Raw genomic sequence first — 26,620 nt, forward strand, 5'->3', positions numbered from 1 at the left:
CAATGGGTTTATTTAATTTTTTCACGCAAGAAGTTGCTATTGATTTAGGAACTGCAAATACCCTCATTATACATAACGACAAAGTAGTGGTCGACGAACCATCTATCGTAGCATTTGACCGAAAAACCAACAAGGTAATTGCCATTGGAAGGCAGGCTATGCAGATGGAAGGTAAGACACACGATAATATTCGTACAGTACGACCGCTAAAGGATGGCGTAATTGCCGACTTTGATGCAGCCGAGCACATGATACGCGGTATGATCAAGATGATTAACAAAGGCAAGGGCTGGTTTTTCCCTTCTTTGCGTATGGTAATCTGTATTCCGTCAGGTATTACTGAGGTAGAAAAACGGGCGGTACATCAATCGGCCGAAATTGCAGGCGCTAAAGAGGTTTACCTTATTCACGAGCCTATGGCAGCTGCTGTTGGTATTGGTATTGATGTGGAAGAACCCATGGGTAACATGATTATCGATATAGGCGGCGGTACTACCGAAATTGCCGTTATTGCTCTATCAGGTATTGTGTGCGATCAGTCTATCCGTGTAGCAGGTGATAATTTTGACTCTGATATTGTGCAATATATCCGCCGTCAGCATAACATCATGATTGGCGACCGTACGGCCGAAAAGATCAAAATTGAGGTTGGTGCCGCTCTTCCTGAGCTTGCCGATCCTCCGGGCGATTTTGCAGTACAAGGCCGCGATTTAATGACCGGGGTACCTAAGCAAATTACTGTATCGTACACTGAGATTGCTCACTGCCTCGACAAATCAATCTCTAAAATTGAGGAAGCTATCTTAAAGGCCCTCGAGATCACTCCTCCGGAGCTATCTGCTGATATTTATCAGACCGGTATCTATTTAACAGGTGGTGGCGCATTACTGCGTGGTTTGGATAAACGCGTTGCAGCCAAAACCAAATTACCGGTACACGTGGCCGAAGATCCGCTTCGTGCGGTAGTACGCGGCACCGGCACCGCCCTTAAAAATATCGGTAACTATAAATTCTTAATGCAATAATTTGGATATGAGATTACAGATGTGAGAAATGAGCCAATGCGCAAGCCTTGTAATAAATTATCTCACATCTTACATCTCAGTTCTCACATCTCATATAGCCCATGCGTAACCTTTTGATCTTCATCAGTAAGTACAACGCATTTTTCCTGTTTCTTATTTTTGAGGTTTCGGCGCTGGTTATTTATGTAAAGTACAACTCGTTTCAGCGGGCTACTTACATTAATACGGCTAATGATATTACCGGCAGCATGTATGCCCGGGTGAACGAGTTAAATAGCTATTTATTGCTTAAAGACGTTAACGACAGCCTTGCACGTGAAAATGCCAGGCTGCGGGGCCAGCTTAACTCGGCCTACTATGCTGATACGCTGGCTAAACGCACCGTTACCGACAGTGTTTACAAACAGCAGTACACCTACACCGAGGCACGTGTAATTAACAACTCGGTAAATAAGCGCAACAATTATATCACTATACTTAAAGGCACCAAAGATGGTATCACCAAAGGCATGGGCGTAATCAGCAGCTCGGGTGTGGTAGGTAAAATCATTTATGCGTCAGAGCATTTATCTATCGTGCAATCTTTGTTACACAAAGATTCGCAAGTGAGTGCCATGCTGGCCGATACCAAAGACATTGGCAGCCTGGTATGGGGTGATGATATCGATCCGCATAAAGGCTTACTGAAGGATGTGCCAAATCATGTTAAACCGCACATTGGCCAATGGGTAGTTACCTCCACTTACTCCAGCTTGTACCCTGCCGGCATACCGCTAGGCCGTGTAAGTAACCTGCATGCAAAGAGTGGCGGTTTCTTCCTTAACATGGAGGTTAACTTAGCGGTCGATTTTAGCAAACTACAATACGTGTACGTAGTAAATAACAAACTTTCGTTAGAGCGCCAGGCACTGGAGGGGCAGGAAAAACAAGATGAGTAGAGCATTGATATATAACCTCATTCGCTTTATTGTGCTGGTGCTTTTACAGGTATTTCTGTTAAAGAACATCAGCCTGTACAACTTATCAGTACCCTACCTGTATATCTTGTTTATTCTGCTGCTCCCGCTCGAAACGCCGAACCTCTTGCTATTTGCCTTATCGTTTTTAATGGGATTAACCATTGATGCGTTTTATGACACGCCCGGCCTGCATGCTGCAGCCAGTGTGGTACTGGCATTTGTTCGGGTGTTGTTTGTGAGCATAACGGTGCAAAAAGATGGATTTGATAACGAGCCCGAGCCTACGCTGGGCAACATGGGCTTCAGGTGGTTTTTTACTTATGCTGCTATACTTACCCTGTTCCATCACTTTTTTCTTTTCAACCTCGAGGTATTTCGTTTAAACGAAATACAATATACTTTACTGCGTTTCCTGTCAAGTTCAGTATTTACCTTATTTTTGATATTAATATCCAGCTTTTTATTTTACAGAAGGAAAGAACGTTAAAATGAACAGCTATTTTGAGCGACGCTACGTAATTACCGCTATTTTTATTACGATTGCTTTCATACTGCTGGCAAGGTTGTTTTATATACAAATAATTGACGACCGCTATTTTCTATTTGCCAAAGGCAACGTATTACGGCGTACTATTATTTACCCTGCCCGCGGCCCTATATTTGACCGCAACAATAAAATACTGGTGCAAAACGTACCCGTATATGATATTTTGGTTACCCCCCGGGAGGTAAAGCCCTTTGACACGCTGGAGTTTTGCCGCCTGATTGGCATTGATAAAACTGGCTTTGATAAACGCTTTGAAAAAGCCAAAAAATACTCTCCTTTCCGCGCGTCTGTCTTTGAGAAACAGATTTCGGTGCAGCTTTACGCCCCTTTGCAGGAGAGATTGTCTGATGAATTTAAAGGGTTTACCGTACAGGCCCGCACCGTACGTACCTACCCCGACTCTGTTGCTGCACACTTTTTAGGCTACATTGGTGAGGCCAGCCAAGCCACTATAGAGAAGTCGGGGGGCTTTTACCGCCCTGGCGACTATGTAGGCATCTCAGGTATCGAAAGGTCATTTGAAGAAGTATTGCGCGGACAGCGCGGTGTGCGGAATGACATGGTTGATTCGCGCAATGTAAAAAAAGGCAGCTTTGCCAATGGCGCATATGATACTGTAGCCGTAGCAGGCGAGCGACTGATATCATCGCTGGATATTCGCATACAGAAATTGGGCGAGCAGTTAATGAGGAATAAAGTAGGCAGCATAGTAGCCATTGAGCCATCAACGGGCGAAATCCTGGCCTTTGTAAGCAGCCCCACATACGATCCTAACCTTATGGCTGGCCGCGAACGTGGAAACAACATGGCCAAAATGCTGAAAGACCCATACAAGCCAACCTTTGTACGCCCCATTCAGGCTACCTATCCGCCGGGTTCTTCATTTAAGCCTTTGGATGCGCTTATTGCTTTGCAGGAAGGTATAATTACACCACAAACAACATTCTTTTGTCCGCATTACTACATGGCGGGTAACCATAGGGTAAATTGCGAGCACTTTGACGGTGTCACCGATCTCAGAAAAGGCATATCTCAATCATGCAACCCTTATTTTTGTAATGTGTTTGATAAGCTGATGAACGTTAACGGATCGAGAAACATCCGTAACACCCTCACCACGTGGAAAGAAAAAGTGAACAAGTTTGGGTTTGGGGTTAAGCTGGATGTGGAACTTCCGTTTGAGTACAAAGGTAACGTGCCGACTCCATTACGTTATGACAGGGTGTTCGGCAAAAATCGCTGGCGGTCAAGCTCTATTATTTCGCTGGCTATTGGCCAGGGAGAATTACTGGCCACACCCTTACAGATGGCCAATATAGAAGCGGTAATAGCCAACCATGGGTTTTACTACAAACCTCACTTAATTAAGGCCATTGGCGATAAGCAGATCATAAAAAAAGAATATACACAAAGAAACTATGTGGGTATTGATGCACAATATTTTGAGCCTGTAATTGATGGCATGCAGGATGTGGTTGACCGTGGTACAGCTGCACAGGCGCGCATACCGGGCATTGTAATGTGTGGTAAAACCGGTACAGTACAGAACCCGCATGGCAAGAATCACTCGGTATTTGTAGCCTTTGCCCCACGCGAAAACCCCAAAATTGCGATTGCCGTAGTGGTAGAAAACGCGGGTTACGGCTCCTCATGGGCAGCCCCTATTGCCAGCTATCTGGTTGAAAAATACTTGCGCGACACTATCACCAAACCTAAGGCCGAGGTACGTTACATCCTCAACGCCAACTTACTCCCCCCTCCTCCGGGATGGAAGCCTCCGGTAAAGAAGCTGTCCAAAAAAGATAGTTTGCGCAGAGATAGCCTCAGAAAGGACAGCATAAAAAAACGCAAGGCCGATACCATCAGCGTTAAACCCGAACTGCGGTCGGCAGGTAAGAAAAACAAGAACGATACGGTAAACAAGATACTGGCTTATGAGCCAAAACGAAGAGAGGATGAATAATCAGCGTAGTTTTTTCTTTAATGTAGACTGGTTAACAGTATTACTTTACCTGGCCCTTTGCACCATTGGCTGGTTTAACATTCATGCTGCCGTTTTTGACGAAACGCATCCAAGTATTGTTGATTTGGATACCAATTATGGCAAGCAATTCATATTCATCCTATCGGCCATTGTATTGGGCGCTGTTATCTTGCTTTTGGATAGCCGCTTTTTTAGCGGCCTGGCTCCGGTATTTTATGTTGTTACCGTACTGTTGTTATTAGTAGTTTTAGTAGTTGGCCGCAATGTGGGCGGCAACCAGGCCTGGATACCGTTGGGCAGCTTCAGGCTTCAACCCTCCGAATTTGCCAAGTTTAGTACCTGCCTGTTGCTGGCTCGATACTTAAGCGGTGTAAACGTTCGTATTACAGAACCTAAATCTTTTTTTACAGCGGCGGGTATTATTGCATTACCCATGATGCTTATTATGCTGCAGCCCGATACCGGTTCTACACTCGTTTTTTGTTCGCTTATATTTGTACTCTATCGCGAAGGCCTTTCACCCTACTTTCTCATTATTGCAGGTGTGCTTATAGCCTTGTTTGTATTATCACTATTGTTTAATCAATTGTACTTAATTGGAGCGTTGGTAGTTTTAACCGTTTTAGTGGTTTACCTGCTGCGCTTGCGAAGAGACGCTATTATTGCGTTAGTGGGCGCATTAATAGTTTCTATTGCCTTTATATTCAGCGTTAACTTCTTATACAAAAACGTACTCCAAGCGCATCAAAAATCCCGTATCGACGAGCTTTTGGGTATATCGAGCGACCCCCGGGGAGCGGGTTATAATGTTAATCAGTCTAAGATTGCCATTGGTTCGGGTAAGCTGTGGGGTAAAGGTTATTTACAGGGTACGCAAACCAAGTACTCGTTTGTACCCGCCCAAAGTACCGACTTTATTTTTTGTACTATTGGCGAGGAATGGGGCTTTGCAGGCTCGGTGGTGGTTATTGGCCTGTTTATGTTTATGCTCATGCGCGTCATCATGATGGCCGAAAGGCAACGATCGCCTTTCTCGCGCGTTTACGGTTACGGGGTAGCCTCCATCCTCTTTTTTCACCTGGTTATCAACATCGGTATGACGATAGGCCTGGTGCCGGTTATAGGCATCCCCTTACCTTTTATTAGCTATGGCGGTTCGTCGCTGTGGAGCTTTACTATCCTGTTATTCATTCTGATTAAGCTGGACTCGAACCGGTTAGGCCACGTGCTATAACAAGCAGTTTATAAACTCAAATTATAATAACCAATGTAATTAACTTCGCTGCTCTACTGCAAGCGTTAAATTGGCCTGCTTGTTATTTTTAAAACGGTTGCTTAACTTGTAGTACCAATCAGTAAAAAAAATGCCATCCTGTAACCCACAACACGACGCCTACATTGGCAAAGCGGCCGATTTTGCAAAACCCATTCTTATTCATTTACGCGAGTTAGTACACCAAGCCTGTCCAGAAATTGAAGAAACTATTAAATGGAGCATGCCTTTTTTTGAGTGCAAAGGTGCCGTTTGCAACATGGCCTCGTTTAAGCAGCATTGTGCGTTCGGTTTTTGGAAAGGTTCATTACTCACCGATCCCCATAACCTGCTTAGTGTTAAAGATAATAATGCCACGGGCCAGTTGGGACGCATAACCGCTGTAACTGATATGCCTTCGGCGGAAATTTTGATAGCGTATATACGCGAGGCTGTGGCGCTCAACGAAAAGGGTGTAAAAGTGGTAAAAGGTAAACCTGCCGAAAAAGCGGAACTGCTTATTCCGGATTACTTTGTTGATTTTCTGAAAGGCCATCCGAAAGCTGAGACACAATTTAACCAGTACGCTTACTCGCACAAAAAGGAATACCTGGAGTGGATTACCGGTGCTAAAACGGAAGCCACCCGCTTAAAGCGTATGCAATCTGCAGTAGCACTTTTAAGTGAGGGCAAGTCAAAAAATTGGAAGTATCAGAAATAAAATTTCAAGTAGTCCACGATAATAAGTCGGTATCCTCTCAAACGGTAGTTAGAGGTCCTTTCGAATTAACAAGCTCACCGAGTGGAAAGATTCCTCACTGCCGGTCGGATGAACAAGTATGTTGAGACCGTCAGGAAGTTTGTACGTGTTTAAGTTATAGCCCTTCCTGGTATTCCTTTTGCAACTCGAGCAAGCAGTTGGCGCATAGGCAGCCGTCGTACAGCTCTGCCACGTATTGCACCTCGTTTATAGTGAGCTGAACCGCGCTGCACTGGCAGCGCGTGTAAGAATTGGCCTTGCACTCAAAAGCCGTGCGACAGCGGTCGCATTGTATTATTTCGTGCTTTTGAAACGTGGTGTGCATGATTACAAATATAAAAAGCCCTGAAGTAATAATACTTCAGGGCTTAGTCATTTATTGTAAGAGGTTGTGCTTATGCAGAGCAGGTTACGCAGCCTTCTTCCATTGAGCAGGTTGGGCCGGCTGGCACATCATCTGCAACGGTGGCAACCTGGGCCGGAATAACCGGATCCATGTTTTTGCCGCCTTGGTTTTCTACTGTAAACTTAACTGCTTGCGATGCTGCCTGTGTACGCAGGTAATACATACCAGTTTTCAAACCTTTTTTCCAGGCATAGAAGTGCATCGATGTTAACTTAGATGCATTTGGCGCATTGATAAACAAGTTAAGCGATTGCGACTGGCAAATGTAAGCGCCACGGTCGGCAGCCATATCAATGATGTTACGCATTTTGATCTCCCAAACTGTTTTGTACAGTTCTTTCAAGTCGGCCGGAATTTCGGCAATGCCCTGTATTGATCCGTTTGCGGTAATGATCTGATCTTTAATGTTACCGTTCCAAAGGTTGCGGTCAACCAGGTCACGTAACAGGTGCTTGTTCACAATCACAAACTCACCGCTTAATACACGGCGGGTATAAATATTTGAGGTATAAGGCTCAAAGCACTCGTTGTTACCCAAAATTTGCGATGTTGATGCTGTGGGCATTGGCGCTACCAACAGGGAATTACGCACGCCATGGTTCATTACATCCAAGCGTAGGTTTTCCCAATCCCAGCGGCTGCTGGCAGGTTTAACACCCCACAGGTCAAACTGAAACTTACCTTCAGAAAGTGGCGAGCCTTTAAATGTTTCGTAAGCACCATCTTTAATAGCCAGGTCTTTTGAAGCCGTCATGGCTGCAAAGTAGATGGTTTCAAAAATCTCTTTGTTCAGTTGCTTGGCCTCGTCACTTTCAAATGGCATACGCAGGCAAATGAACGTATCTGCCAAACCTTGTACACCTAAACCAATAGGACGGTGACGCAGGTTAGAATACTCGGCTTCTTTAACCGGGTAGTAGTTATGGTCAATGATCTTATTCAGGTTTAAAGTAGCCTGATAGGTTACTTCATATAATTTTTCATGATCAAACTTACCGTTTATTACGTAGCGCGGTAATGCCAGCGACGCCAGGTTACAAACAGCTACCTCATCAGCGGAGGTATACTCCATAATTTCGGTACATAAGTTTGAACTTTTAATGGTACCCAAATTTTGCTGATTTGATTTGCTGTTAGCCGCATCTTTATATAAAAGGTAAGGCGTACCGGTTTCAACTTGTGAATCCAATATAGCGTACCAAAGTTCTTGTGCTTTTACTTTTTTGCGTGCACGGCCTTCATTTTCGTATTTAGTATACAAAGCTTCGAACTCTGCACCAAAACACTCGGCCAGGCCTGGTGCTTCATGCGGGCAGAATAAGCTCCAATCTTCGTTAGCTTCTACACGTTTCATGAACAAGTCGCAAATCCACAGGGCATAGAATAGATCGCGTGCGCGCATTTCTTCTTTACCGTGGTTCTTGCGCAGGTCAAGAAATTCGAAAACATCAGCATGCCATGGTTCCAGGTAAATAGCGAAAGCTCCTTTACGCTTGCCACCACCCTGGTCAACGTAACGGGCAGTATCATTAAACACACGCAGCATTGGGATAATACCGTTGCTGGTACCGTTAGTACCGCTGATGTAAGAACCGGTTGCACGTACATTGTGAATGCTTAAACCAATACCGCCGGCACTTTGTGAAATTTGTGCAGTTTGTTTAAGCGTATCGTAAATACCTTCAATGCTATCATCTTTCATGGTTAATAAAAAGCATGATGACATTTGAGGTTTTGGCGTACCTGCATTAAACAAGGTTGGTGTAGCATGCGTAAACCAACGCTCACTCATCAGGTTGTATGTTTTGATAGCGCTATCAATATCCTCTTTGTGGATACCTACCGATACACGCATGAACAAATGCTGCGGACGCTCGGCGATGCGGCCGTCTAACTTTAACAGGTATGATTTCTCAAGGGTTTTAAAACCAAAATAGTCAAAACCAAAGTCGCGATCATAAATAATGCTGCTGTCTAATACATCGGCATTGGCTTCAATTACATCCCAAACATCATCGGCTATTAAAGATGCGTTTCTGCCGGTTTTAGGATCTTTGTAATTATAAAGCTTACGCATAGTTTCGCTAAACGACTTAACCGTGTTTTTATGCAGGTTTGATACTGCTATACGCGAAGCTAGCAAAGCATAATCGGGATGCTTAGTGGTTAGTGATGCAGCAGTTTCTGCAGCCAGGTTATCCAGTTCGGAAGTGGTTACTCCGTCGTATAAACCTTCAATTACCTTGCGGGCCACATCTACCGGGTCAACCAGGTGCGGGTTTAGGCCGTAGCATAATTTTTCAATACGCGCGGTAATTTTATCAAATTTTACCGACTCCGTTCTTCCGTCTCTTTTAATTACAAACATGGCGATGTTTTATTATTTAGTAGCTAATATTAAGTATGGACACTTTTACTAGCTGCTTATGTTGAATATTGTTAATTACTTATGATGTTGTTAATCGTGATAATTGATGCTAGGTACTTGATAGCGCTTCTTAAAAATCCTCATCCAATGAAAATGCCTGACCCGAAGGTTGCGCGTTAAGTACACCGCTCTTTTGATAATCGCCAACGCGTTTTTCAAAGAAGTTGGTTTTGCCTTGCAATGATATCATTTCCATAAAATCGAACGGATTGGTAGCGTTGTACACTTTGTCATATCCTAGTTCCTGTAACCAGCGATCTGCCACAAACTCAATGTACTGGCTCATCAAGTCGGCATTCATACCAATTAATCTAACTGGCAGCGCATCGGTAATAAATTCCTTTTCAATTTCTACAGCCTCAGTAATGATTCCGGTAGCTTCTTCTTTGCTCAATTTATTCTCTAACATTGAGTACAACAAACAGGCAAATTCGCAATGCATACCTTCATCGCGAGAGATCAATTCATTACTGAAGGTTAAGCCCGGCATTAAGCCACGTTTTTTTAACCAAAAGATAGAGCAGAAACTTCCGGAAAAGAAGATGCCTTCTACGGCAGCAAAAGCAACCAGGCGTTGAGCAAAGGTTCCGTTATTGATCCATTTTAAAGCCCATTGCGCTTTTTTACCCACGCAAGGCACGGTGTCAATAGCATGAAATAAACGATCTTTCTCTACCGGGTCTTTAACATACGTATCAATCAGTAAGGCGTAGGTTTCTGAATGGATATTCTCCATCATGATCTGGAAACCGTAAAAACAACGCGCCTCTGGCACCTGTACCTCGCTCATAAAGTTTACGGCCAGGTTTTCATTCACAATACCATCGCTGGCCGCAAAAAAAGCAAGCACATGCGATACAAAGTGACGTTCGCCATCGTTTAGACCATCCCAATGCTTTTGGTCGTCTGATAGATCAATTTCTTCTGCTGTCCAAAAGCTGGCTTCATGCTTTTTGTACATCTCCCAAATTGCCGGGTAATTGATCGGCAGGATAACAAAACGGTCTTTGTTCTCTTTTAATAATACTTCGTTTTCCTGGCTCATATTCATCCTTTTAATATCTTATTTCTCTCTCAAATACCGACAGCCAACCCAGCCGCCCAACTGTTAATCAGGTTATTGTGTTTGCTGTATAGTGGTGGTTTTTAGTTACTTCACCTGCACATTTCGGGGCCAGCAGACTTAGATTGCCTAACTACCCTTGCTTTACCGGAGACAGCCGATAACTGTGATGAATTCTGTGAAGAACTCATGGTATCAAATGTACATACTAACTACGTTTGGATTTCATGGTGGTTTAACGTAGTTTTTCACATGCCCCAAATAGTTATCAACATCAGTGTAGGGAACTATTTTTGCCGAAAAGCTACCTACATTCAAGGGTTATGTAAATCAGCAATTTAAGGGCATAAAAGCATCAAGTACATAATTTTCCTCAACAAAAAGCTCACTTAAAATAATGTGCATAGTAGGTAAGAAGCAGTAATACATGATGCTTTACGCGAATTAATAATTATTTAGTTTAATATTTTTACTCTTAAGAATTTCAAGTAAACATTTAAACCCGTGCAATTAAAACCATAGTGCAACACATACATTTGGATGACAAATGGTAACGCTTATTTACCAAAGGCAACCGGTACTCTATAACCACAAAAAGCCCTGTTAAACTATAAGCTTAACAGGGCTTTCGATATCGTAGTTAAAAATTATTTAGCCTCGTTAAGTGGTACAAACTTCATCGAGATAGAGTTGACGCAATGACGGGTATTTTTAGGGGTAAAACGCTCGCCCGTAAACACGTGGCCTAAATGCGCACCACAGTTTGAGCACAGTATTTCCGTACGGCGGCCATCAGCATCCGTCTCTTTGGTAACTGCTCCGGGTATCTCATCATCAAAACTTGGCCAGCCGCAAAACGATTCAAATTTATCCTCGCTACGGTACAAGGCCGCATCACAACGGCGGCATACATACAGGCCTTGCGCCTTATTATTTAAAAGCTCGCCGGTAAAAGGGCGCTCGGTACCTTTATGTAATATTACGTATTCTTCGGCAGGTGTTAACTCGTTATATTTTTTGTCTTCCATTTTATTTATCACGTCACCGATTGTTTTGATTGCACTAATTGAAAAGTTTTGCAGTGACTACCTAATATACTAATATTTGACTTGATTGGTTTGCAATGGTTGCTTATTGACGCGAGCCTGACCAACGTCACAGCCAACAATTTTATCAGTTCGAAACGTCGTCATTCTTTATCCCTCTTATATTCTTTTTAATGTTACTCTTTAACTCGCCAAAGTTATAATTAAGGCTTACGCTATAACTGCGAAAATAATCGCGGGTAATATTCAATTGCGTAAAGTTTGCCCCTATGGTTCTTTGCTCGTTATTGCGGTATTTGGTAAATGGATTATTGATCACGGCTGCAAAGTTCAGTTTATTTTTAATCAGCTCCTTATTAACGCTAAAGCTTGTATGTAACAATCCGTTAGCTTTGGTTTGCAGGTCGGTAATGTTACGGCCAATATTTACGGCACCGGCATTTAAACGCCAGCCCCTATCCAGCTTATAACTGGTAGAAACTGTAACATTTCGAGTCAGCATTTTATTTTCGATTTCGGCATTGTCTACCACGCCCATAACGTTAAAGTAGGCCAGGTTGCCATTAGCGCTCAGGTTCCAGCGTTGTGTAAGCGGGTAACTGAGGTTAAAATCGAGATTTAAATTACTTGCCTTACCCATGTTTTGATAGGTACTACGGGTAATGCCAGTAGCCGGATCTGTTATATAAACCCTTAGATCGATGTTATTTATAAAAGAATAACTCAGCCCCATGGTAACGGCTAACTTTTTAGGCAGGTTATAAGTTAACTGAAAATTATTGATTAAAACCGGTTGCAACGCTGGGTTACCGGTGCTTTCATAGTTAGGGTTAGACCTGTCTACAAAAGGATTAAGCCGGTTTATACCCGGACGCTTGATACGCTGGTTATAGCCAACGCTCAGGCTGCTTTTATCTGTAAAGGTTTTGTTGAGCGATACCGATGGCACTACGTTTAAGTAATTGGGACTAATAACAGTACCGGATGAGATAAAATTAGCATTGATAAAGGTTTTTTCTAAACGGACTCCAGCGTTAACACTCCAGCTTTTTAAATTATATTGGTAGGAATTGTATGCGCTAAACACGTTTTGATGGTAATTAAACTGGTTCGAAAATTCTGAAAAAGGCTCAAACTTGCTGGTACCCGCATTATATAACAGGTATTGAAAATCGCTTTCACTTTTGCGCAGTATACCTTTTAGCCCTGCTTCAATAACCAGCGCTTTAATGCCCTGTACATAATCAATCTGTAGGGTTTGTTCGGCGGTTTGTGTACTATTATCCTGTTCGTAGTCGGCCTGGTTATAATTTACGGGGTTCGCAATATCTATTTGTCCGTTACGAATACTTCCATAATTAGTGTAGCGGTACGAAAAGGTAAGCAACTTACTTTTATCGCTCTTAAAGCCGGCCTGATAGTTTAGCCCAACATCGAAGCCGTTATTACTGCCCGTATTATTGTTATACAGATTATAGCTTTCTAAGGTGCCTGTATTGCCGGCAAGTAAAGATTGCTGGCTATAGTCGCTATCAAAATGATAGCCATTAATACTTAGTTGTGCAGTGAGCAAATTACGCGGGTTGATCTCCAGGCTTAACTCTGTGCCCATATAACCTGTGCGGCTTTCAGGCTTACGGTTACCTGTTTGTGTTAACAAGGTAGCATTGGAGCCAAAGGTTTGCCTGCTATTTAAATTCTGTACAGCGGGCGAACGGCTATAATTAGCACCCCCGTTAAAATTAAAACCCACTTTGCCCTGCTTAACCGAAAAGCTGCTAACCAAGCCCGGCCCACCAACCGGATAATTGCCATTGGTGTTTAATGTACCTTTGTATCCGTCACCTATCTTTTTCAGGGTAACTATGTTAATAATTCCCGCCAGCCCTTCAGCATCATACTTGGCTGGTGGGTTGGTAATAACTTCAATACGCTCAATGGTAGAAGCAGGCATACTTTGCAAAATAGCCTTTAAGTTATTCTCAACCATATTGGAAGGCTTACCATCAATAAATACCTTAAAACTGCTATTGCCCTTAAGTAAAAGATTGTCGCTGGCATCTACTGAAATAAAGGGCACTTTGCGCATCATGGTCATCAGGTTATTCCCCTTACTTTCAGGATCGGCCGTGAGGTCATATATAATGCGGCCGGCCTCCTGCTTTATTGTTGGCCTGTTACCCGCCACCACCACATCTTTCAGTTGTGTGTTCTGCCTAATTAAAGCTATTGTACCTACATTAATGTGGAGGACCGATGCCGTGTTAATAGCAACCGCTATGGTTCTGGTTTGATATCCTACCCCTACTATCACCAGTTTATAGGGTTGTGGCTCGGTTACTTCCACACTAAAAGAGCCGTCTACGGCGGTTAATGTTGTTTTAATGTTCTTGTCGGCAATTCTTAGATTCACCGTAATCAGGTCTGCAGGCTTGTTGTTTGCGGAGTCGATTACTGTACCATATATTTTGTAAGCCGCAGCTTTTTGCGCCTGCACCGCTTGGTTTGTACATATGATAAGAACTGCCACAAGCAGGGTGATAAGGTTGTTTTTCATTTCTATTAGCTTAAAATTTTGGAAGTAAAAGGCATAGCAATCCCCTTAAAGGCTAAATGCACTTTTTAAATATTGACGGTTAATAAATTGGGAGCTATGGTTGGAACAGGCTGATCCGAACCGAGAAGATTAAGCTTGCGGCTTGCGTGCTACCAGGTAGTACACAAAAAAGCCCATGGCCAGAAATACAGCTTCGGTACCATAAGGCAAGGGCGAGTTAACGGCCATTTCGTCCAATGGCACAAATGGAATGACTATAAGACCTAATCCGGCAAAAAACAACATGATAGCCCATTTAAGAGCCGCTCCTTTATAGTCACTCGTTTTTTTGAAAAAGTAGGCATAGGTATCCCTACTATCTGAATTGAGGATACGCATTTTTAAAATAAAATTGAGTATTGCCATTATGATCACCACAAGCGCTAAAAAAAACGCCAGCGTAATAGTTATGCTTTCAATATATCTCATGGTTTTGTGCTTTAATTTGCCCAGTAGTCAACACTCGGCCCCAAAGGGTTGCAACAATTTATAAAAATTAATTGCAACCTTTACTGCACAACCTGTGACTACTTGTACATGTTTAATGAAAAGGAGGTCGTTTCCAGTATTTTAAAGGGCAATATGCAAGCCTTTGAACTGCTGGTGAAACAATATGAGCGACTGGTCTTTTTTGTAGTGAACCGGCTTATCAGCAACCGCGAGGACATGGAAGATATTTGCCAGGAAGTGTTCGTAAAGGTGCATAAAAGCCTGCACAACTTTGCGTTTCAATCTAAACTATCAACCTGGATTGCCCGTATAGCCTACCTTACAGCCATTAACCACTTACGCAAAAACAAAACCGAAAGGATAACACACTACCCAGATGATATTGAGAACTTCCATTTTACCTACGATACACCAGAGCTTACCTTAACCCGTAAAAACACTGCCGAATATGTTAACCTGCTCATTGCGCAAATGCCCGTACAGTACAGAACCGTACTTACGTTATATCACTTAAACGAGTTTAGCTACCAGGAAATTGAGGAGATAACCGGCATACCCGAAAGCAATATAAAAAGCCACCTTTTCAGGGGGCGAAAATGGCTTAAGGAAAAAATACAACAGGACCTGAAAGACGAACAGTTATGAAAGAACTAAATGATGATGAACTGCAAAAGCTGCTGGACAATAGCTTGAACCAAGCAAATTTGCCTGTGGCTCAAGAACAGCAGAATGAATGGCAAGCCTATCAACTGGTATTTGAGGCCCTTAAACAAGAGCCGGTCAAAGGCTTGCCTTATAACTTTTCGGCCGGGGTAATGCGGCGGGTAAAAGCGCAAACGGAACGGGCACAAAGCCGTGGATTATATGGCTTATTGGCATTACTTGTAATGTTTAGCACCATATTGACGTTTGTTATGCTTTACTACGCCCGTACACCTCTTGCCTCCCAGCTTGCCTATGCCATAAGCCCTTACAAATGGGCTATTGTATTTGCAGCGCTGGGCTTAATAGCGGTGCAGTATTTAGATTGGAAACTGGTGAAGGAAAAGCAAGTTGGCTAAGCCAAGGTAAGTAAGGTAGTTGATTGGAAACGGCTGTTATTGAAGCAGCAAGATACTATCAGAAAGTTTATTTTAAAATTCAGCGCAAACAAAAAATCCCGGCCATAGTTGACCGGGATCTTTATATGTTTCAAGCCATACTTGGCTCTTATTCTTAGCTTTGCAGTTTCAGCTACGCTAACTTAGCCAATTCTTCTGCCATGGCAGCGCCAATTTCGGCTGGCGATTCTACCACGCGGATACCGCACTCGGCCATAATTTTCATTTTGGCTGCAGCTGTATCATCAGCACCACCCACAATAGCACCAGCATGACCCATTCTGCGGCCCGGAGGCGCGGTTTGGCCGGCAATAAAGCCTACTACGGGTTTAGTACCATTTTCTTTAATCCAACGGGCAGCATCAGCTTCCATACCGCCACCAATTTCACCAATCATGATGATACCGTGTGTTTCCGGATCGTTCATTAGCAATTCCACCGCTTCTTTGGTTGGAGTACCAATGATAGGGTCGCCACCAATACCAATAGCTGTAGTAATGCCTAAACCGGCTTTTACTACCTGGTCTACCGCTTCGTAAGTTAAAGTTCCTGATTTTGATACCACACCCACATTACCTTTTTTAAAGATAAAACCGGGCATGATGCCTATCTTAGCCTCATCGGCAGTAATAATACCCGGGCAGTTAGGGCCAATTAAACGAGTGTCTTTGTCGGTTAAATACTCTTTAACCTGTATCATATCCTTGGTTGGTATACCTTCAGTAATACAAACAATTACCTTAATACCAGCTTCGGCAGCTTCCATAATGGCATCTGCTGCAAACGCAGGTGGTACAAAAATGATAGATACATCGGCGCCGGTTTGGTCAACCGCATCCTTAACGGTATTAAACACCGGGCGTTCCAGGTGCTGCTGACCGCCTTTACCGGGCGTAACACCACCTACTACCTGGGTTCCGTACTCAATCATTTGCGATGCATGATAAGTACCTTCGTTGCCGGTAAAACCCTGTACAATTACTTTGGAGTCTTTATTTACGAGAACACTCATGGTTTTAGTTTTTGTACGGCAAAGCTATAAAAAAAGAAATAAGGCACAAGTGAATGTAATGAAGAATTTGGAGCAGGGGCTTAGGTTACGAAGCAGCGAAAGTGGCAGTTTTGTACTAAGTACAGGTTTCAGACACCAAGTACAGGCTATACATACGAAGGCCGAGCATCACAGAATGAGAAGAAATGTGTATGAGTGTCCGTATACCTTGCCTTGTTGCCTACTACTCACTAAGATATTTATGAGGAGCTATTCGCTGTGGCTGCCTCGTATTTATTGCGGTCAAATGCCTTCTCACTGATGGCTATCACCATAGTAGCTACGCCGTTGCCAATTACGTTGGTAATAGCCCGCGCTTCAGACATAAAACGATCTACGCCCAGCAGCAGGGCCACGCCTTCTACCGGGATAATCTTTATGGCGGCGAGTGTAGACGTTAGTACGATAAAGCCGCTGCCGGTTACGCCCGCTGCACCTTTTGACGTTACCATGAGTATACCTATAATGGTAAGCTCCTGCCCTATGGTTAGCGGCACATGAAAAACCTGCGCCAGGAATATGGTAGCCATAGATAGGTAAATAGTAGTACCGTCCAGGTTAAAGGAATAACCCGTAGGGATAACCAGTCCTACCACCGAACGGGCGCAACCCAGCTTTTCCAACTTCTCCATCATTAGCGGCAATGCTGGTTCAGAGGATGATGTTCCGAGCACAATCAATATTTCTTCGCGAATGTACCGGAGATATTTAAACAAGCTGAATTTAAAAAAATAGCAAATGGCATTCAGCACTATAAAAATGAACAGCGCCATGGTAAGGTAAACCGATCCCATGAGCATAGCCAAGGGTTTTAATGTTTTTATACCATATGTGCTTACGGTATAGGCCATGCCGCCAAAAGCTCCGAGCGGTGCGGCCCTCATCACAATATGCATCATGTTAAAAAACACTTTGGCAATTTTATCAAAACTTTGCAGCAAGGTTTGGCCGGTTCCGCCCATGCGGCTTAGCCCGAAGCCAAACAAAACAGCTATAAAAAGCACTTGTAAAATGTCGCCCTCAGCAAAGGCACCTATAAAATTACTGGGTATAATGTGTGTAAAAAAGTCGCCCCAGTTCATCTCGCCGGCTTGCTTCTGATATTGGGCTACCTTGCTTAGGTCGGTCGGGAGTTGCATATTTAGGCCGGCACCTGGTTTAATTAAATTAGCAACCGTTACACCTATAACAAGGGCAAAAGTAGTTACCAGCTCAAAATACAGCAAAGCCTTGCCGCCCACTCTGCCCACCTTTTTCATATCGTTCATACCGGCAATACCTAGCACTATGGTAAAAAATATGATGGGGGCTATCAGCATGCTAATTACGCTGATAAACATTTTACTGATACGTTGTGCTGCGGGGGCAAACTCAGGCAGATACAATCCTACCAGCACGCCCAGCAAAATGGCAGCAATAACCTGAAAAGTAAGATTAGAGAGTAAACGTTTCATAAAACGGGCATGACATTAGGCAACAAGTATAAATATAATTGTTGCTTAAAGTAAATCTTAAAGCCGTTTTAGAGAAGTAACTTTTATAGATTAATCAGCATACTGAGGCTTACGAACATAGTAGCGCTCCAAGCAGTGTTCACAAAAATAACGTTTCATGGTTAGCCAAAAGAGCAAGATTTTTACCACGCGGCTGCGCTTTACACGATATTTAAACTCGTGCCCGCAAACGGGACAAAGAGGTAGCCGGCCATTTTTACCCGGTCTTTTTCTGGCGGATAGTAGATCCATTTAAGTAATTAGCAGGTTCAGGATTACAATAATAAAAATTATTTTCGCATGAAGCAAGTTTTTGATTTTCTGTTAGTTATCAGTACATACACATTCGGACTAAAATAGTTTGCCAGATAGCAAATTTGCGGTGGACTACAGTTATGCTGAATTTTCTATTTACCCTGTTCAGCTAATACGTCAGGCCGCACAAACCAATTAGTGCCGGGTTAATAATCTCTTGCAGATAGCTTTCGTTAAATAGAATAGCAGAAAGTAAAACAGGCAGTTTATCTGCTGAATTTACTTATACGCTTAAAAAGTAGCTTCTGATTTTTTTCGTAGTTTCGCGCATTATTTGTTGAGACCCTGCGAAATGGATTATCAGTTTAAAGAAATCGAAAATAAGTGGCAGCAATTTTGGGCAAGCCATCACACCTATAAAGCCGATAACCAATCGGCCAAGCCAAAGTATTATGTGCTCGATATGTTTCCGTATCCTTCGGGAGCCGGTTTACACGTAGGTCACCCGCTTGGTTATATTGCTTCAGATATTTTTTCGCGCTATAAACGCCTGCGGGGTTTTAATGTGCTGCACCCTATGGGCTACGATTCGTTTGGCTTACCGGCCGAACAGTACGCCATACAAACCGGTCAGCACCCAGCTCTTACAACCGAGCAAAACATTGCCACTTACCGCCGTCAGCTGGATCAGCTAGGCTTTTCGTTTGACTGGAGCCGCGAGGTGCGCACAAGTTCGCCCGATTATTATAAATGGACGCAGTGGATCTTCATGCAACTGTTTAACTCATGGTACAACAAGGCCGATGAGAAAGCAGAAGCTATTGAAAAACTAACTGCTCATTTTGCCACCAACGGCTCTGCCGGCATCAATGCCGTTTGCGATGATGAGGTATTAACCTTTACCGCTGCCGAATGGAACGCCATGAGCGAAGAAGAGCAACAAACAGAACTGTTAAAATACCGCCTAACCTACCTGCGCGAAAGCACCGTTAACTGGTGCCCAGCACTGGGTACGGTGTTGGCTAACGATGAGGTGAAAGACGGCTTTTCAGAACGTGGCGGCTACCCTGTTGAGCAAAAGAAAATGATGCAGTGGAGCATGCGCATTACCGCTTACGCCGAGCGCCTGCTGCAGGGACTGGACACCATTGACTGGCCCGAGCCTCTGAAAGAAATGCAGCGCAATTGGATAGGTAAAAGCGTTGGCGCGAGTGTGCGTTTTCCGTTAGCAGTTAACAGTGGTCATTTATCTGACAGCTCACAACAGAGAACAGACAACTACATAGAGGTTTTCACCACCCGCGTCGACACCATTTTTGGTGTTACGTTTGTAGTACTAGCACCCGAGCATGAACTGGTGCCAAGCTTAACCACGCCTGAGCAAAAAGAAACAGTGGAAGCTTATATTGCTCAAACCAAAAAGAAATCAGAACTGGACCGCATGGCCGATACTAAAACCGTGTCGGGCGCTTTTACAGGCAGCTATGTACTTAACCCGCTAAACGGCGAAAAGATACAGCTGTGGATTGCCGACTATGTATTAGCTGGTTACGGAACAGGTGCCGTTATGGCCGTTCCATCAGGCGATCAGCGAGATTACCTGTTTGCCAAGCATTTCAATTTACCTATTGTTCCTATCATCGATATTCAGAACATCGAAACGGAGGCCGACCCCACCAAGGACGGAAAGTATATTAATTCTGATTTCATTAACGGTTTAGGTTATAAGGAAGCTACTGCTGCAGTTGTAGCTAAACTGGAAGAAATTGGCGCTGGTAAAGCCAAGGTAAACTTCAGAATGCGTGACGCCATTTTTGGTCGCCAGCGTTATTGGGGTGAGCCTGTACCAGTTTACTTTAAAAACGGCTTGCCCTATCTGATCAATGAAAGCGAATTACCGCTTATACTGCCCGAAATAGACAAATATCTGCCAACTGAAAGCGGCGAGCCACCACTGGGCCGTGCCGACGGCTGGAAATATCAGGATGCGTACGAGTATGAGCTAAGCACTATGCCAGGTTGGGCCGGCAGCAGCTGGTATTGGTACCGCTACATGGATGCACAAAACTCCAATACTTTTGCTTCAACAGAAGCTATCAACTACTGGAAAGACGTTGACTTGTATATTGGCGGCTCGGAGCATGCCACCGGGCACTTACTGTACAGCCGTTTCTGGAACAAGTTTTTGAAGGATATAGGTTTAGCCGTTGAGGAAGAGCCGTTCAAAAAGCTCATTAACCAGGGCATGATACAAGGTCGTTCGAGCTTTACTTATAGGCTGAACCCCTTGCTGTTAAATACCGATGAGAACTTTGCCAAACCCGAAGTTTATGTCTCTAAAGGTATTTATGAGCTTTACAAAGAGGGCGACTTTGATACTATTGAGCAAATTGCACTTTTTTACAAAGATCTGCTTCCCGAAGGTGCAGAGCTTGGCGAAATGGAGTTCAGCAAGCTGCATGTGGACGTAAACATTGTAAGCAATGATGCACTTGACGTAGCTGCTTTCCGTAAATGGCGGCCGGATAACGCCGGTGCTATCGTGATTTTAGAAGACGGCAGCGTTAGTTATCCTAATGATGATACACAGTACGAGAGCAAGTTTATTTGCGATGTAGAGGTTGAGAAAATGTCGAAATCAAAGTTCAACGTGGTAAATCCCGATGATTTGATTGAGCGTTACGGCGCCGATACACTGCGTATGTACGAGATGTTTTTAGGTCCACTGGAGCAAAGTAAACCCTGGAACACCAACGGTATTGAGGGCGTCTTTAAATTTCTGCGCAAATTTTGGCGTTTGTTCCACAATGAGCAGTGGGATTTTAAGGTGTCTGATGAAGCGCCAACTAAAGCGGAGCTAAAAGCACTGCACAAAATAATCCGTAAGGTTGAAGAAGACGTGGAGCGTTTTTCGTTCAATACCTCAGTTTCCAGCTTTATGATTGCGGTAAATGAATTGACCGATTTGAAATGTAATAAGCGCAGCATATTGCAGGATATGGTCATCATCCTCTCTCCTTATGCTCCGCATATTTGTGAAGAACTTTGGACCTTACTGGGCAACGAAGCCGGCACCTTATCCTACGCTGCTTACCCGGTATTTAACGCTGCTTATCTGGTAGAAGATGAATTTGCTTATCCTATATCGGTAAATGGTAAAACCCGTCTAAATATCAACATGCCGTTGACTATGGAGCCAAAAGAAGTAGAAGCTCTTGTACTGGCCCATGCCGATGTACAAAAATACCTTGAAGGTAAGACACCGAAGAAGGTAATTGTAGTAAAAGGCCGTATCGTAAATATTGTGATATAAGAATTTCACTTCTCCATACTGTCATCTGAGCTGATAGCGGGAAGTCTTTTTTTAAGTGATCAGCTTACTTTTTAAAGGTATCTCGCTATCTGCTCCAGATGACATTTATAAATGCATTAATACATTCTTTCGCACCATTTGCGCCACAAAAACAACCGTTCGCCCAAAAACATACCGCTGTTTTAAATCTGCAATGCACCTTTGCTGCATGATCACCTCTACCACACAGCAGCATGCCTTTAGCTTAATCTGCAACATTTGTGATACAAAAGGTGCTTTACGCATATTTTAAAAAAAATAGGTGATAAGGCTGTAACAAATCAATCCTTATCCAATCTTACTACCAAAATCATTATAAATGAAACGTTTTTTTACCCTAATTGCATTAATAGGTACCATGCTGAGTGCCAGCGCCCAAATCACAGGTCGCATCTCAGGTACGGTTATCGACTCTGTTACTAAAAAACCTTTAGATTATGCTACCATAAGCCTTTACCGCAGCGGCGGAAAAGCGGTGTTGAACGGTACCCTAACCGACGGTAAAGGCTCGTTCAGACTGGACAATATTGCGCCGGGCAAATATAAAATTGCGGTTACCTATATTGGTTACCCAACCAAAACTATCGATCCGGTTGAGACCACTCCTGGCAAACCCGATAACAACGTAGGTACCGTTATAGTTGCCCCAAGTGGCAAAACCCTGGGCGCCGTTACTGTAACCGGCCAAACAGCCATCATTGAAAACAAGCTGGATAAGATTGTTTACAATGCCGAGAAAGACGTAACATCTGCTGGTGGCAACGCTACCGACGTGCTGCGTAAAGTACCGCTGGTATCGGTAGACTTAGACGGTAAACCATCTCTGCGTGGCGACCAAAATGTTCGTGTATTGATAAATGGTAAGCCATCAGGTGCCCTATCAAGCAGTTTGGCTGACGTATTGCGCACCATCCCTGCTGATCAGATCAAAAGTATTGAGGTAATCACTGCTCCATCTGCCAAGTACGATGCAGAAGGATCAGGCGGTATCATCAATATCATTACCAAAAGCAAAAACGTATCGGGCTTAAGCGGCTCAGTAAGTGGTGGAGTTGGTACCCGTCAAAACAATGGCAACGTTAATATCAACTACAAAAAGAACCGTTTTAGCTTAGGCGCTAACATTGGCAGTAACTTCGCATGGCCTCAAACTTCGTTGGTTGATTTTGAAAGTGCCCGCAGAAGCAATGATACTACAACCACAAACGTTCAGAACTCAAGCGCCAGAACTAAGCGCTTTGGAACTATTGGGTCCGTAAATGCCAGCTATGATATAAATAACTACAATAGTTTTACTACCACACTTAGAATCAATGGCGGTGGTTTTGAAACCAACGGAGGCGCTACCAACTCTTTTAGAACCACCAGAATTAATCCGGTGGGCTTTATACCACAAAACTTTGCTTATACCAGCAACAACTTTAATAAAGCCTCTTTTAGCGGTTTTGATTACAATGCCGACTACACTCATAAATTTAAAAAAGAAGGCGAAGAACTGACCATTGCCGGACAGTGGAGCCATAGTAAAATAGCATCAGATTATACCTCTGAATATTTTAACGTTCCGCCAAGGGCATTCCCTAACCAACAAGGTAGCAACAACGGCGTTAATGATGAATATACCGCTCAAGCTGATTATGCTAATCCTTTAAGTAAGGTAATTAAACTAGAAGCTGGTGGTAAAGCTATTTTAAGAAAAATAAACAGCGATTATGACGTTTTCAGACAGATAAACGCACAAGGGCAGATCATTAACCAGGGACCTTATACGCTTAACGATACGGCATCTAACAAATATGATTACAGCCAGAATGTTTATGCCGGATACACAGTTTTAAGCTTTACTTTACCTAAAAACTACTCGTTACAAACAGGTTTACGTGTTGAAAACACACAAATTGATGGTGACCCCACTAACTTAGTTCAAAGAAACCTTCAGCCGTTTTCACAAAGCTATACAACCTTTGTACCTAGCTTTATACTGTCAAAAACCGTAAAAGGCACGCAGACATACAAATTAAGTTACAACAAGCGTATTCAACGCCCAAGCTTACAGTTCTTAAATCCGTTTATTAACAAGGCTAATAACCAAAACCAATCACAAGGTAATCCGGAGTTATCACCGGAGGTTACCCAAACCATTGAATTGGGCTATACAACCTTTATTAAAACGTCTGTAATTAACTTATCAACTTATTACAAGTACACTAATAATTTGATTGAAGGCATTGTTCAAACCATTAATGACCCCGATCTGAGAAGCGAAAGCAACCCTAATGGATCAGCATCAAGAACAGTTTTTCAAAACATAGGTAGCAACAAATCATTCGGTGCAAGCTTTTTTGGATCGGTTACACCGTGGAAGCCTTTAACCATCAGAGGAAGTGTTAATGGTTATACTTACCGGCCAACCGTTAACCCTGCCAATCAGACCCAGCAAACTGCTACCGGCACTACTTATTTTCAATATAATGCGTTCCTGAGTGCTTCGGCAACTATAAAAGGTGGCTGGACAACTGAATTCTTTGGTGTATTTAACTCGCCACGCCGTACCATACAAGGCGAAAACCCAGCCTTTAACTTATTTGGCTTTGGTGTGAAGAAAGAGATTATTGCTAAAAAATTCACCTTAGGATTAAACGCATTGTCACCGTTCCAGAAATACTTAAAGCTGGATCAGTCGATCAATACACCTAACCTAAACCAAACTCAGAAAATCAGATATCCTTTGCAATCATTCGGTATCTCGTTTACTTACAACTTTGGTAGTGTTACTTATGGTCAGCAAACCAAGAAAAAAGGCGTAAACAACGACGACTTACTGCAAGGCGGCGACCAGGGCGGTGCCCCAGGTGGCCAAGGCGGTGCACCTCGTCAATAAGCAAATACAACAGAGCCGCGAAACAAGACGGCTTTTAAAGAAAACGCCATTCCGTAGATCCGGAATGGCGTTTTCTTTTTAGTCCTTATAGTGTTATGCCGAACTTGTTTCGCTACGGAAAGATCAACTATGCTGTTACTCAGCCTGCGTTTTAATGCCTATTCTTTCCAGCAGCAGCGATGCATTAAAGGTTTTGCACTCGCCGGGCTTAAGTTTGTAGTCGAACAGCATCTCACCATCCTGCACCTGTATGTCGAAGTAAAAGTTACGTATGTAGTCAGGGTATTGCTTCTCGAGCTCGGCCAGCTGCAAATCATGCGTGGCCACCAGGCCTACTCCGCGGCGGCTAACCAGCCGTTCTATCACCGCTTTCGAGCCGAGGTATTTATCAACTGAATTGGTCCCCCTGAGCATTTCATCAATTAAAAAGAAGATGTTTGGCTGCTCCTCTACTGCCTGCAGCAGCATTTGCAAACGATCAAGCTCTGCTTTAAATGTAGATGTACTCTCATTAAGTGAGTCCTTAATGCGCATATAACTAAATAATTGCACTACCGAAACCTGCATAGCCTGTGCACAAGCCGGTGCACCGGCTAAAGCCAGCACAGTATTAATACCAAGCGTACGCAGAAAGGTACTTTTGCCGGCCATGTTTGAGCCTGTTATAATATCTACCGTACGAGTATTAACCAACGTATAATCATTAGCTACCGCAACTGTTCTCTTTATTAGCGGGTGGGTTATTGCTTCAGCAGTTAACGTATAATCCGCCCCTTCGGCTATCTGTGGCATACACCATTCAGGGTGGTTAATACGCAGACCTGCAACACTCAGCAAGGCTTCAAACCCGGCAATTGCACCAAACGCTGCCTCTACATTTTCATGGTTATTGCGCTTCCAGTCTTCAATGGCTATTACATAACGCACATTCCATACCAGCCCTACATTCAAAACAAAACCTACAACCAGGTTTAAACGGGCATTTAAGCTATTGATATGTGCGGAAAGTTTTGCAACAACCAATGCGGTGCTTTTGCCGTTTGCTGGTTTTATTTCCTGTGCAAGTGCAATATTCAACTTGGCCGCCCACTGCTCCTCCTCTATGCTCTTAAAAATATCGGCATAGCTTTTCAGTGTGTTGCCTATTCTGCCTGCTATAAGATCGGTTTGTTGGGTTGCCTTACTGGTTAAGCCTGTGATCGCAAAATTAAGCAAACCTAAAAACGTAGCGAGATGCTTAACCGGCGCATAATAAAAGGAGGCTACGATGGCGACAATCATTATCCAAGGCGCAACTTTTACATAATAGCGCAGCCAGGCCTCGCCCGGAATGATTACCGGCTTGTTGAGGTAGCTAAACAACCTGTCCAGTTCATCGGTCTCCTGCTTATTGTTAAACAGCAGCATGGCCTGCATTTTAAGCTTCCACCCAGTTTTGGAAGCAATATCTTCAATAGCTTCCTGGCGGCTTAATATATCGGGTTTGCTGGCAGGCGCTTTGAGCCAGCGAGCAAGCAAGTTTTTGCCAGGCACTGTAGCAGCACGATTGGTAAGCTGATAAAGGGACGCCTGACCGAATATGTCAAGATCGGCGGTATAAAAGTGCTTGTCATCAGCGTAAGCCTGTCCGTTATCATATATATTGGTATGCGCATTTACGCTCTCTATCTCGTTTTGATTAACGGCCTTAAAGCTCTCGTAATAGTTTCGTTGTTTATCAAACTGGTTTTGCTGCCCTACCAGCCAGTTAAAAACCGCGCCTATTACAACGGCTCCTATGGCAAACATACCTAAAGACCCAATTTTTACCGACCAGTAAACCAGCGCCAGCAGGCAGCCAAACGCTACTAAGCGCAATACAGAAAACAGGTTTACCCTTTGTTGGTAGTACTTAATTTGCTGCTCGGAAAGACTGATATTCTGCGTATAAACAGATAAGACATTTGTAGACATAGCGGCTGAAATTTGAACA

The 26,620-nt window shown here is 43.5% G+C and carries 19 protein-coding genes; 10 read left to right on the forward strand and 9 right to left on the reverse strand.

Annotated elements, in window-relative coordinates:
• Window positions 1–2 precede the first annotated feature (2 nt).
• The 6 genes from ABDD94_RS16840 to ABDD94_RS16865 all read left to right on the forward strand — a co-directional run bounded on the left by ABDD94_RS16840 (window position 3) and on the right by ABDD94_RS16865 (window position 6,488).
• On the forward strand, window positions 3–1,025 hold the full coding sequence (locus ABDD94_RS16840; RefSeq protein ID WP_345950930.1) for a rod shape-determining protein: 1,023 nt from the start codon (window positions 3–5) through the stop codon (window positions 1,023–1,025).
• A gap of 101 nt (window positions 1,026–1,126) precedes the next feature.
• Complete coding sequence (mreC, locus tag ABDD94_RS16845; RefSeq protein WP_345953225.1) at window positions 1,127–1,963, forward strand: rod shape-determining protein MreC; 837 nt, start codon at window positions 1,127–1,129, stop codon at window positions 1,961–1,963.
• Window positions 1,956–2,471: a rod shape-determining protein MreD gene (locus ABDD94_RS16850; protein ID WP_345953226.1), complete on the forward strand. Its 516-nt coding sequence runs from the start codon at window positions 1,956–1,958 to the stop codon at window positions 2,469–2,471. Before mreC ends, ABDD94_RS16850 begins: the two co-directional genes overlap by 8 nt.
• 1 nt (window position 2,472) lies before the next feature.
• A complete protein-coding gene (gene mrdA, locus ABDD94_RS16855) occupies window positions 2,473–4,494 on the forward strand; it encodes a penicillin-binding protein 2 (RefSeq protein WP_345953227.1) in 2,022 nt (673 codons plus the stop codon).
• Window positions 4,487–5,749, forward strand: coding sequence for a rod shape-determining protein RodA (gene rodA, locus ABDD94_RS16860; protein WP_345950926.1), 1,263 nt, complete (start codon window positions 4,487–4,489; stop codon window positions 5,747–5,749). The genes mrdA and rodA overlap by 8 nt, the downstream gene beginning before the upstream one ends.
• A 130-nt stretch (window positions 5,750–5,879) precedes the next feature.
• Window positions 5,880–6,488 carry a DUF1801 domain-containing protein gene (locus ABDD94_RS16865; RefSeq protein WP_345953228.1) on the forward strand — a complete coding sequence of 203 codons (609 nt, stop codon included), beginning with the start codon at window positions 5,880–5,882 and terminating at the stop codon, window positions 6,486–6,488.
• Between the two features lie 154 nt (window positions 6,489–6,642).
• Here the strand turns inward: ABDD94_RS16865 and ABDD94_RS16870 are convergent, their stop codons facing one another.
• The 6 genes from ABDD94_RS16870 to ABDD94_RS16895 form a co-directional block, all read right to left on the reverse strand.
• Window positions 6,643–6,852 (reverse strand): cysteine-rich CWC family protein, encoded by a 210-nt coding sequence (locus tag ABDD94_RS16870; protein ID WP_345950924.1) that lies wholly within the window; start codon window positions 6,850–6,852, stop codon window positions 6,643–6,645.
• 70 nt (window positions 6,853–6,922) lie between these two features.
• Window positions 6,923–9,301, reverse strand: coding sequence for a ribonucleoside-diphosphate reductase subunit alpha (locus ABDD94_RS16875; RefSeq protein ID WP_345950923.1), 2,379 nt, complete (start codon window positions 9,299–9,301; stop codon window positions 6,923–6,925).
• A gap of 130 nt (window positions 9,302–9,431) precedes the next feature.
• Window positions 9,432–10,406, reverse strand: coding sequence for a ribonucleoside-diphosphate reductase small subunit (locus tag ABDD94_RS16880; RefSeq protein WP_345950922.1), 975 nt, complete (start codon window positions 10,404–10,406; stop codon window positions 9,432–9,434).
• A 665-nt stretch (window positions 10,407–11,071) separates the two neighbouring features.
• The gene (locus ABDD94_RS16885; RefSeq protein ID WP_345950921.1) at window positions 11,072–11,452 is read right to left on the reverse strand and encodes a methionine-R-sulfoxide reductase; all 381 of its coding nucleotides are present in this window, start codon (window positions 11,450–11,452) and stop codon (window positions 11,072–11,074) included.
• A gap of 145 nt (window positions 11,453–11,597) precedes the next feature.
• Window positions 11,598–14,027 (reverse strand): TonB-dependent receptor, encoded by a 2,430-nt coding sequence (locus tag ABDD94_RS16890; RefSeq protein WP_345953229.1) that lies wholly within the window; start codon window positions 14,025–14,027, stop codon window positions 11,598–11,600.
• A 129-nt stretch (window positions 14,028–14,156) separates the two neighbouring features.
• On the reverse strand, window positions 14,157–14,495 hold the full coding sequence (locus tag ABDD94_RS16895; RefSeq protein WP_345950919.1) for a hypothetical protein: 339 nt from the start codon (window positions 14,493–14,495) through the stop codon (window positions 14,157–14,159).
• 108 nt (window positions 14,496–14,603) lie between these two features.
• On the opposite strand from ABDD94_RS16895, the gene ABDD94_RS16900 reads away from it, so the two are divergent.
• Window positions 14,604–15,161 (forward strand): sigma-70 family RNA polymerase sigma factor, encoded by a 558-nt coding sequence (locus tag ABDD94_RS16900; protein ID WP_345950918.1) that lies wholly within the window; start codon window positions 14,604–14,606, stop codon window positions 15,159–15,161.
• Window positions 15,158–15,577, forward strand: coding sequence for a hypothetical protein (locus ABDD94_RS16905; protein WP_345953230.1), 420 nt, complete (start codon window positions 15,158–15,160; stop codon window positions 15,575–15,577). The genes ABDD94_RS16900 and ABDD94_RS16905 overlap by 4 nt, the downstream gene beginning before the upstream one ends.
• 172 nt (window positions 15,578–15,749) lie before the next feature.
• Here the strand turns inward: ABDD94_RS16905 and sucD are convergent, their stop codons facing one another.
• Both sucD and dctA read right to left on the reverse strand, forming a co-directional pair.
• Window positions 15,750–16,628, reverse strand: coding sequence for a succinate--CoA ligase subunit alpha (gene sucD, locus ABDD94_RS16910; protein ID WP_345953231.1), 879 nt, complete (start codon window positions 16,626–16,628; stop codon window positions 15,750–15,752).
• 239 nt (window positions 16,629–16,867) lie between these two features.
• Window positions 16,868–18,121, reverse strand: coding sequence for a C4-dicarboxylate transporter DctA (gene dctA / locus ABDD94_RS16915; protein WP_345953232.1), 1,254 nt, complete (start codon window positions 18,119–18,121; stop codon window positions 16,868–16,870).
• A 646-nt stretch (window positions 18,122–18,767) separates the two neighbouring features.
• On the opposite strand from dctA, the gene ABDD94_RS16920 reads away from it, so the two are divergent.
• Both ABDD94_RS16920 and ABDD94_RS16925 read left to right on the forward strand, forming a co-directional pair.
• The gene (locus ABDD94_RS16920; RefSeq protein WP_345953233.1) at window positions 18,768–21,728 is read left to right on the forward strand and encodes a class I tRNA ligase family protein; all 2,961 of its coding nucleotides are present in this window, start codon (window positions 18,768–18,770) and stop codon (window positions 21,726–21,728) included.
• Between the two features lie 358 nt (window positions 21,729–22,086).
• Window positions 22,087–24,648 carry a TonB-dependent receptor gene (locus ABDD94_RS16925; RefSeq protein ID WP_345953234.1) on the forward strand — a complete coding sequence of 854 codons (2,562 nt, stop codon included), beginning with the start codon at window positions 22,087–22,089 and terminating at the stop codon, window positions 24,646–24,648.
• Window positions 24,649–24,783: 135 nt separating this feature from the next.
• Here ABDD94_RS16925 and ABDD94_RS16930 read toward each other — a convergent pair whose 3' ends face one another.
• Window positions 24,784–26,601 carry a DNA mismatch repair protein MutS gene (locus ABDD94_RS16930; protein WP_345953235.1) on the reverse strand — a complete coding sequence of 606 codons (1,818 nt, stop codon included), beginning with the start codon at window positions 26,599–26,601 and terminating at the stop codon, window positions 24,784–24,786.
• Between the last annotated feature and the right edge of the window lie 19 nt (window positions 26,602–26,620).

It is taken from the genome of Mucilaginibacter sp. PAMB04168, assembly GCF_039634365.2.
In the GTDB taxonomy this organism is placed as follows: domain Bacteria; phylum Bacteroidota; class Bacteroidia; order Sphingobacteriales; family Sphingobacteriaceae; genus Mucilaginibacter.

What these genes read in the sequence shown, in the direction of transcription:
- ABDD94_RS16905 (WP_345953230.1), top strand. Translation starts at nt 15,158, where the DNA reads ATGAAAGAACTAAATGATGATGAACTGCAAAAGCTGCTGGACAATAGC.
- ABDD94_RS16930 (WP_345953235.1), bottom strand. Translation starts at nt 26,601, where the DNA reads ATGTCTACAAATGTCTTATCTGTTTATACGCAGAATATCAGTCTTTCC.
- ABDD94_RS16870 (WP_345950924.1), bottom strand. Translation starts at nt 6,852, where the DNA reads ATGCACACCACGTTTCAAAAGCACGAAATAATACAATGCGACCGCTGT.
- ABDD94_RS16895 (WP_345950919.1), bottom strand. Translation starts at nt 14,495, where the DNA reads ATGAGATATATTGAAAGCATAACTATTACGCTGGCGTTTTTTTTAGCG.
- ABDD94_RS16880 (WP_345950922.1), bottom strand. Translation starts at nt 10,406, where the DNA reads ATGAGCCAGGAAAACGAAGTATTATTAAAAGAGAACAAAGACCGTTTT.
- ABDD94_RS16925 (WP_345953234.1), top strand. Translation starts at nt 22,087, where the DNA reads ATGAAACGTTTTTTTACCCTAATTGCATTAATAGGTACCATGCTGAGT.
- mrdA (WP_345953227.1), top strand. Translation starts at nt 2,473, where the DNA reads ATGAACAGCTATTTTGAGCGACGCTACGTAATTACCGCTATTTTTATT.
- mreC (WP_345953225.1), top strand. Translation starts at nt 1,127, where the DNA reads ATGCGTAACCTTTTGATCTTCATCAGTAAGTACAACGCATTTTTCCTG.
- rodA (WP_345950926.1), top strand. Translation starts at nt 4,487, where the DNA reads ATGAATAATCAGCGTAGTTTTTTCTTTAATGTAGACTGGTTAACAGTA.
- ABDD94_RS16885 (WP_345950921.1), bottom strand. Translation starts at nt 11,452, where the DNA reads ATGGAAGACAAAAAATATAACGAGTTAACACCTGCCGAAGAATACGTA.
- ABDD94_RS16890 (WP_345953229.1), bottom strand. Translation starts at nt 14,027, where the DNA reads ATGAAAAACAACCTTATCACCCTGCTTGTGGCAGTTCTTATCATATGT.
- sucD (WP_345953231.1), bottom strand. Translation starts at nt 16,628, where the DNA reads ATGAGTGTTCTCGTAAATAAAGACTCCAAAGTAATTGTACAGGGTTTT.
- ABDD94_RS16920 (WP_345953233.1), top strand. Translation starts at nt 18,768, where the DNA reads ATGGATTATCAGTTTAAAGAAATCGAAAATAAGTGGCAGCAATTTTGG.
- ABDD94_RS16875 (WP_345950923.1), bottom strand. Translation starts at nt 9,301, where the DNA reads ATGTTTGTAATTAAAAGAGACGGAAGAACGGAGTCGGTAAAATTTGAT.
- ABDD94_RS16900 (WP_345950918.1), top strand. Translation starts at nt 14,604, where the DNA reads ATGTTTAATGAAAAGGAGGTCGTTTCCAGTATTTTAAAGGGCAATATG.
- ABDD94_RS16850 (WP_345953226.1), top strand. Translation starts at nt 1,956, where the DNA reads ATGAGTAGAGCATTGATATATAACCTCATTCGCTTTATTGTGCTGGTG.
- ABDD94_RS16840 (WP_345950930.1), top strand. Translation starts at nt 3, where the DNA reads ATGGGTTTATTTAATTTTTTCACGCAAGAAGTTGCTATTGATTTAGGA.
- ABDD94_RS16865 (WP_345953228.1), top strand. Translation starts at nt 5,880, where the DNA reads ATGCCATCCTGTAACCCACAACACGACGCCTACATTGGCAAAGCGGCC.
- dctA (WP_345953232.1), bottom strand. Translation starts at nt 18,121, where the DNA reads ATGAAACGTTTACTCTCTAATCTTACTTTTCAGGTTATTGCTGCCATT.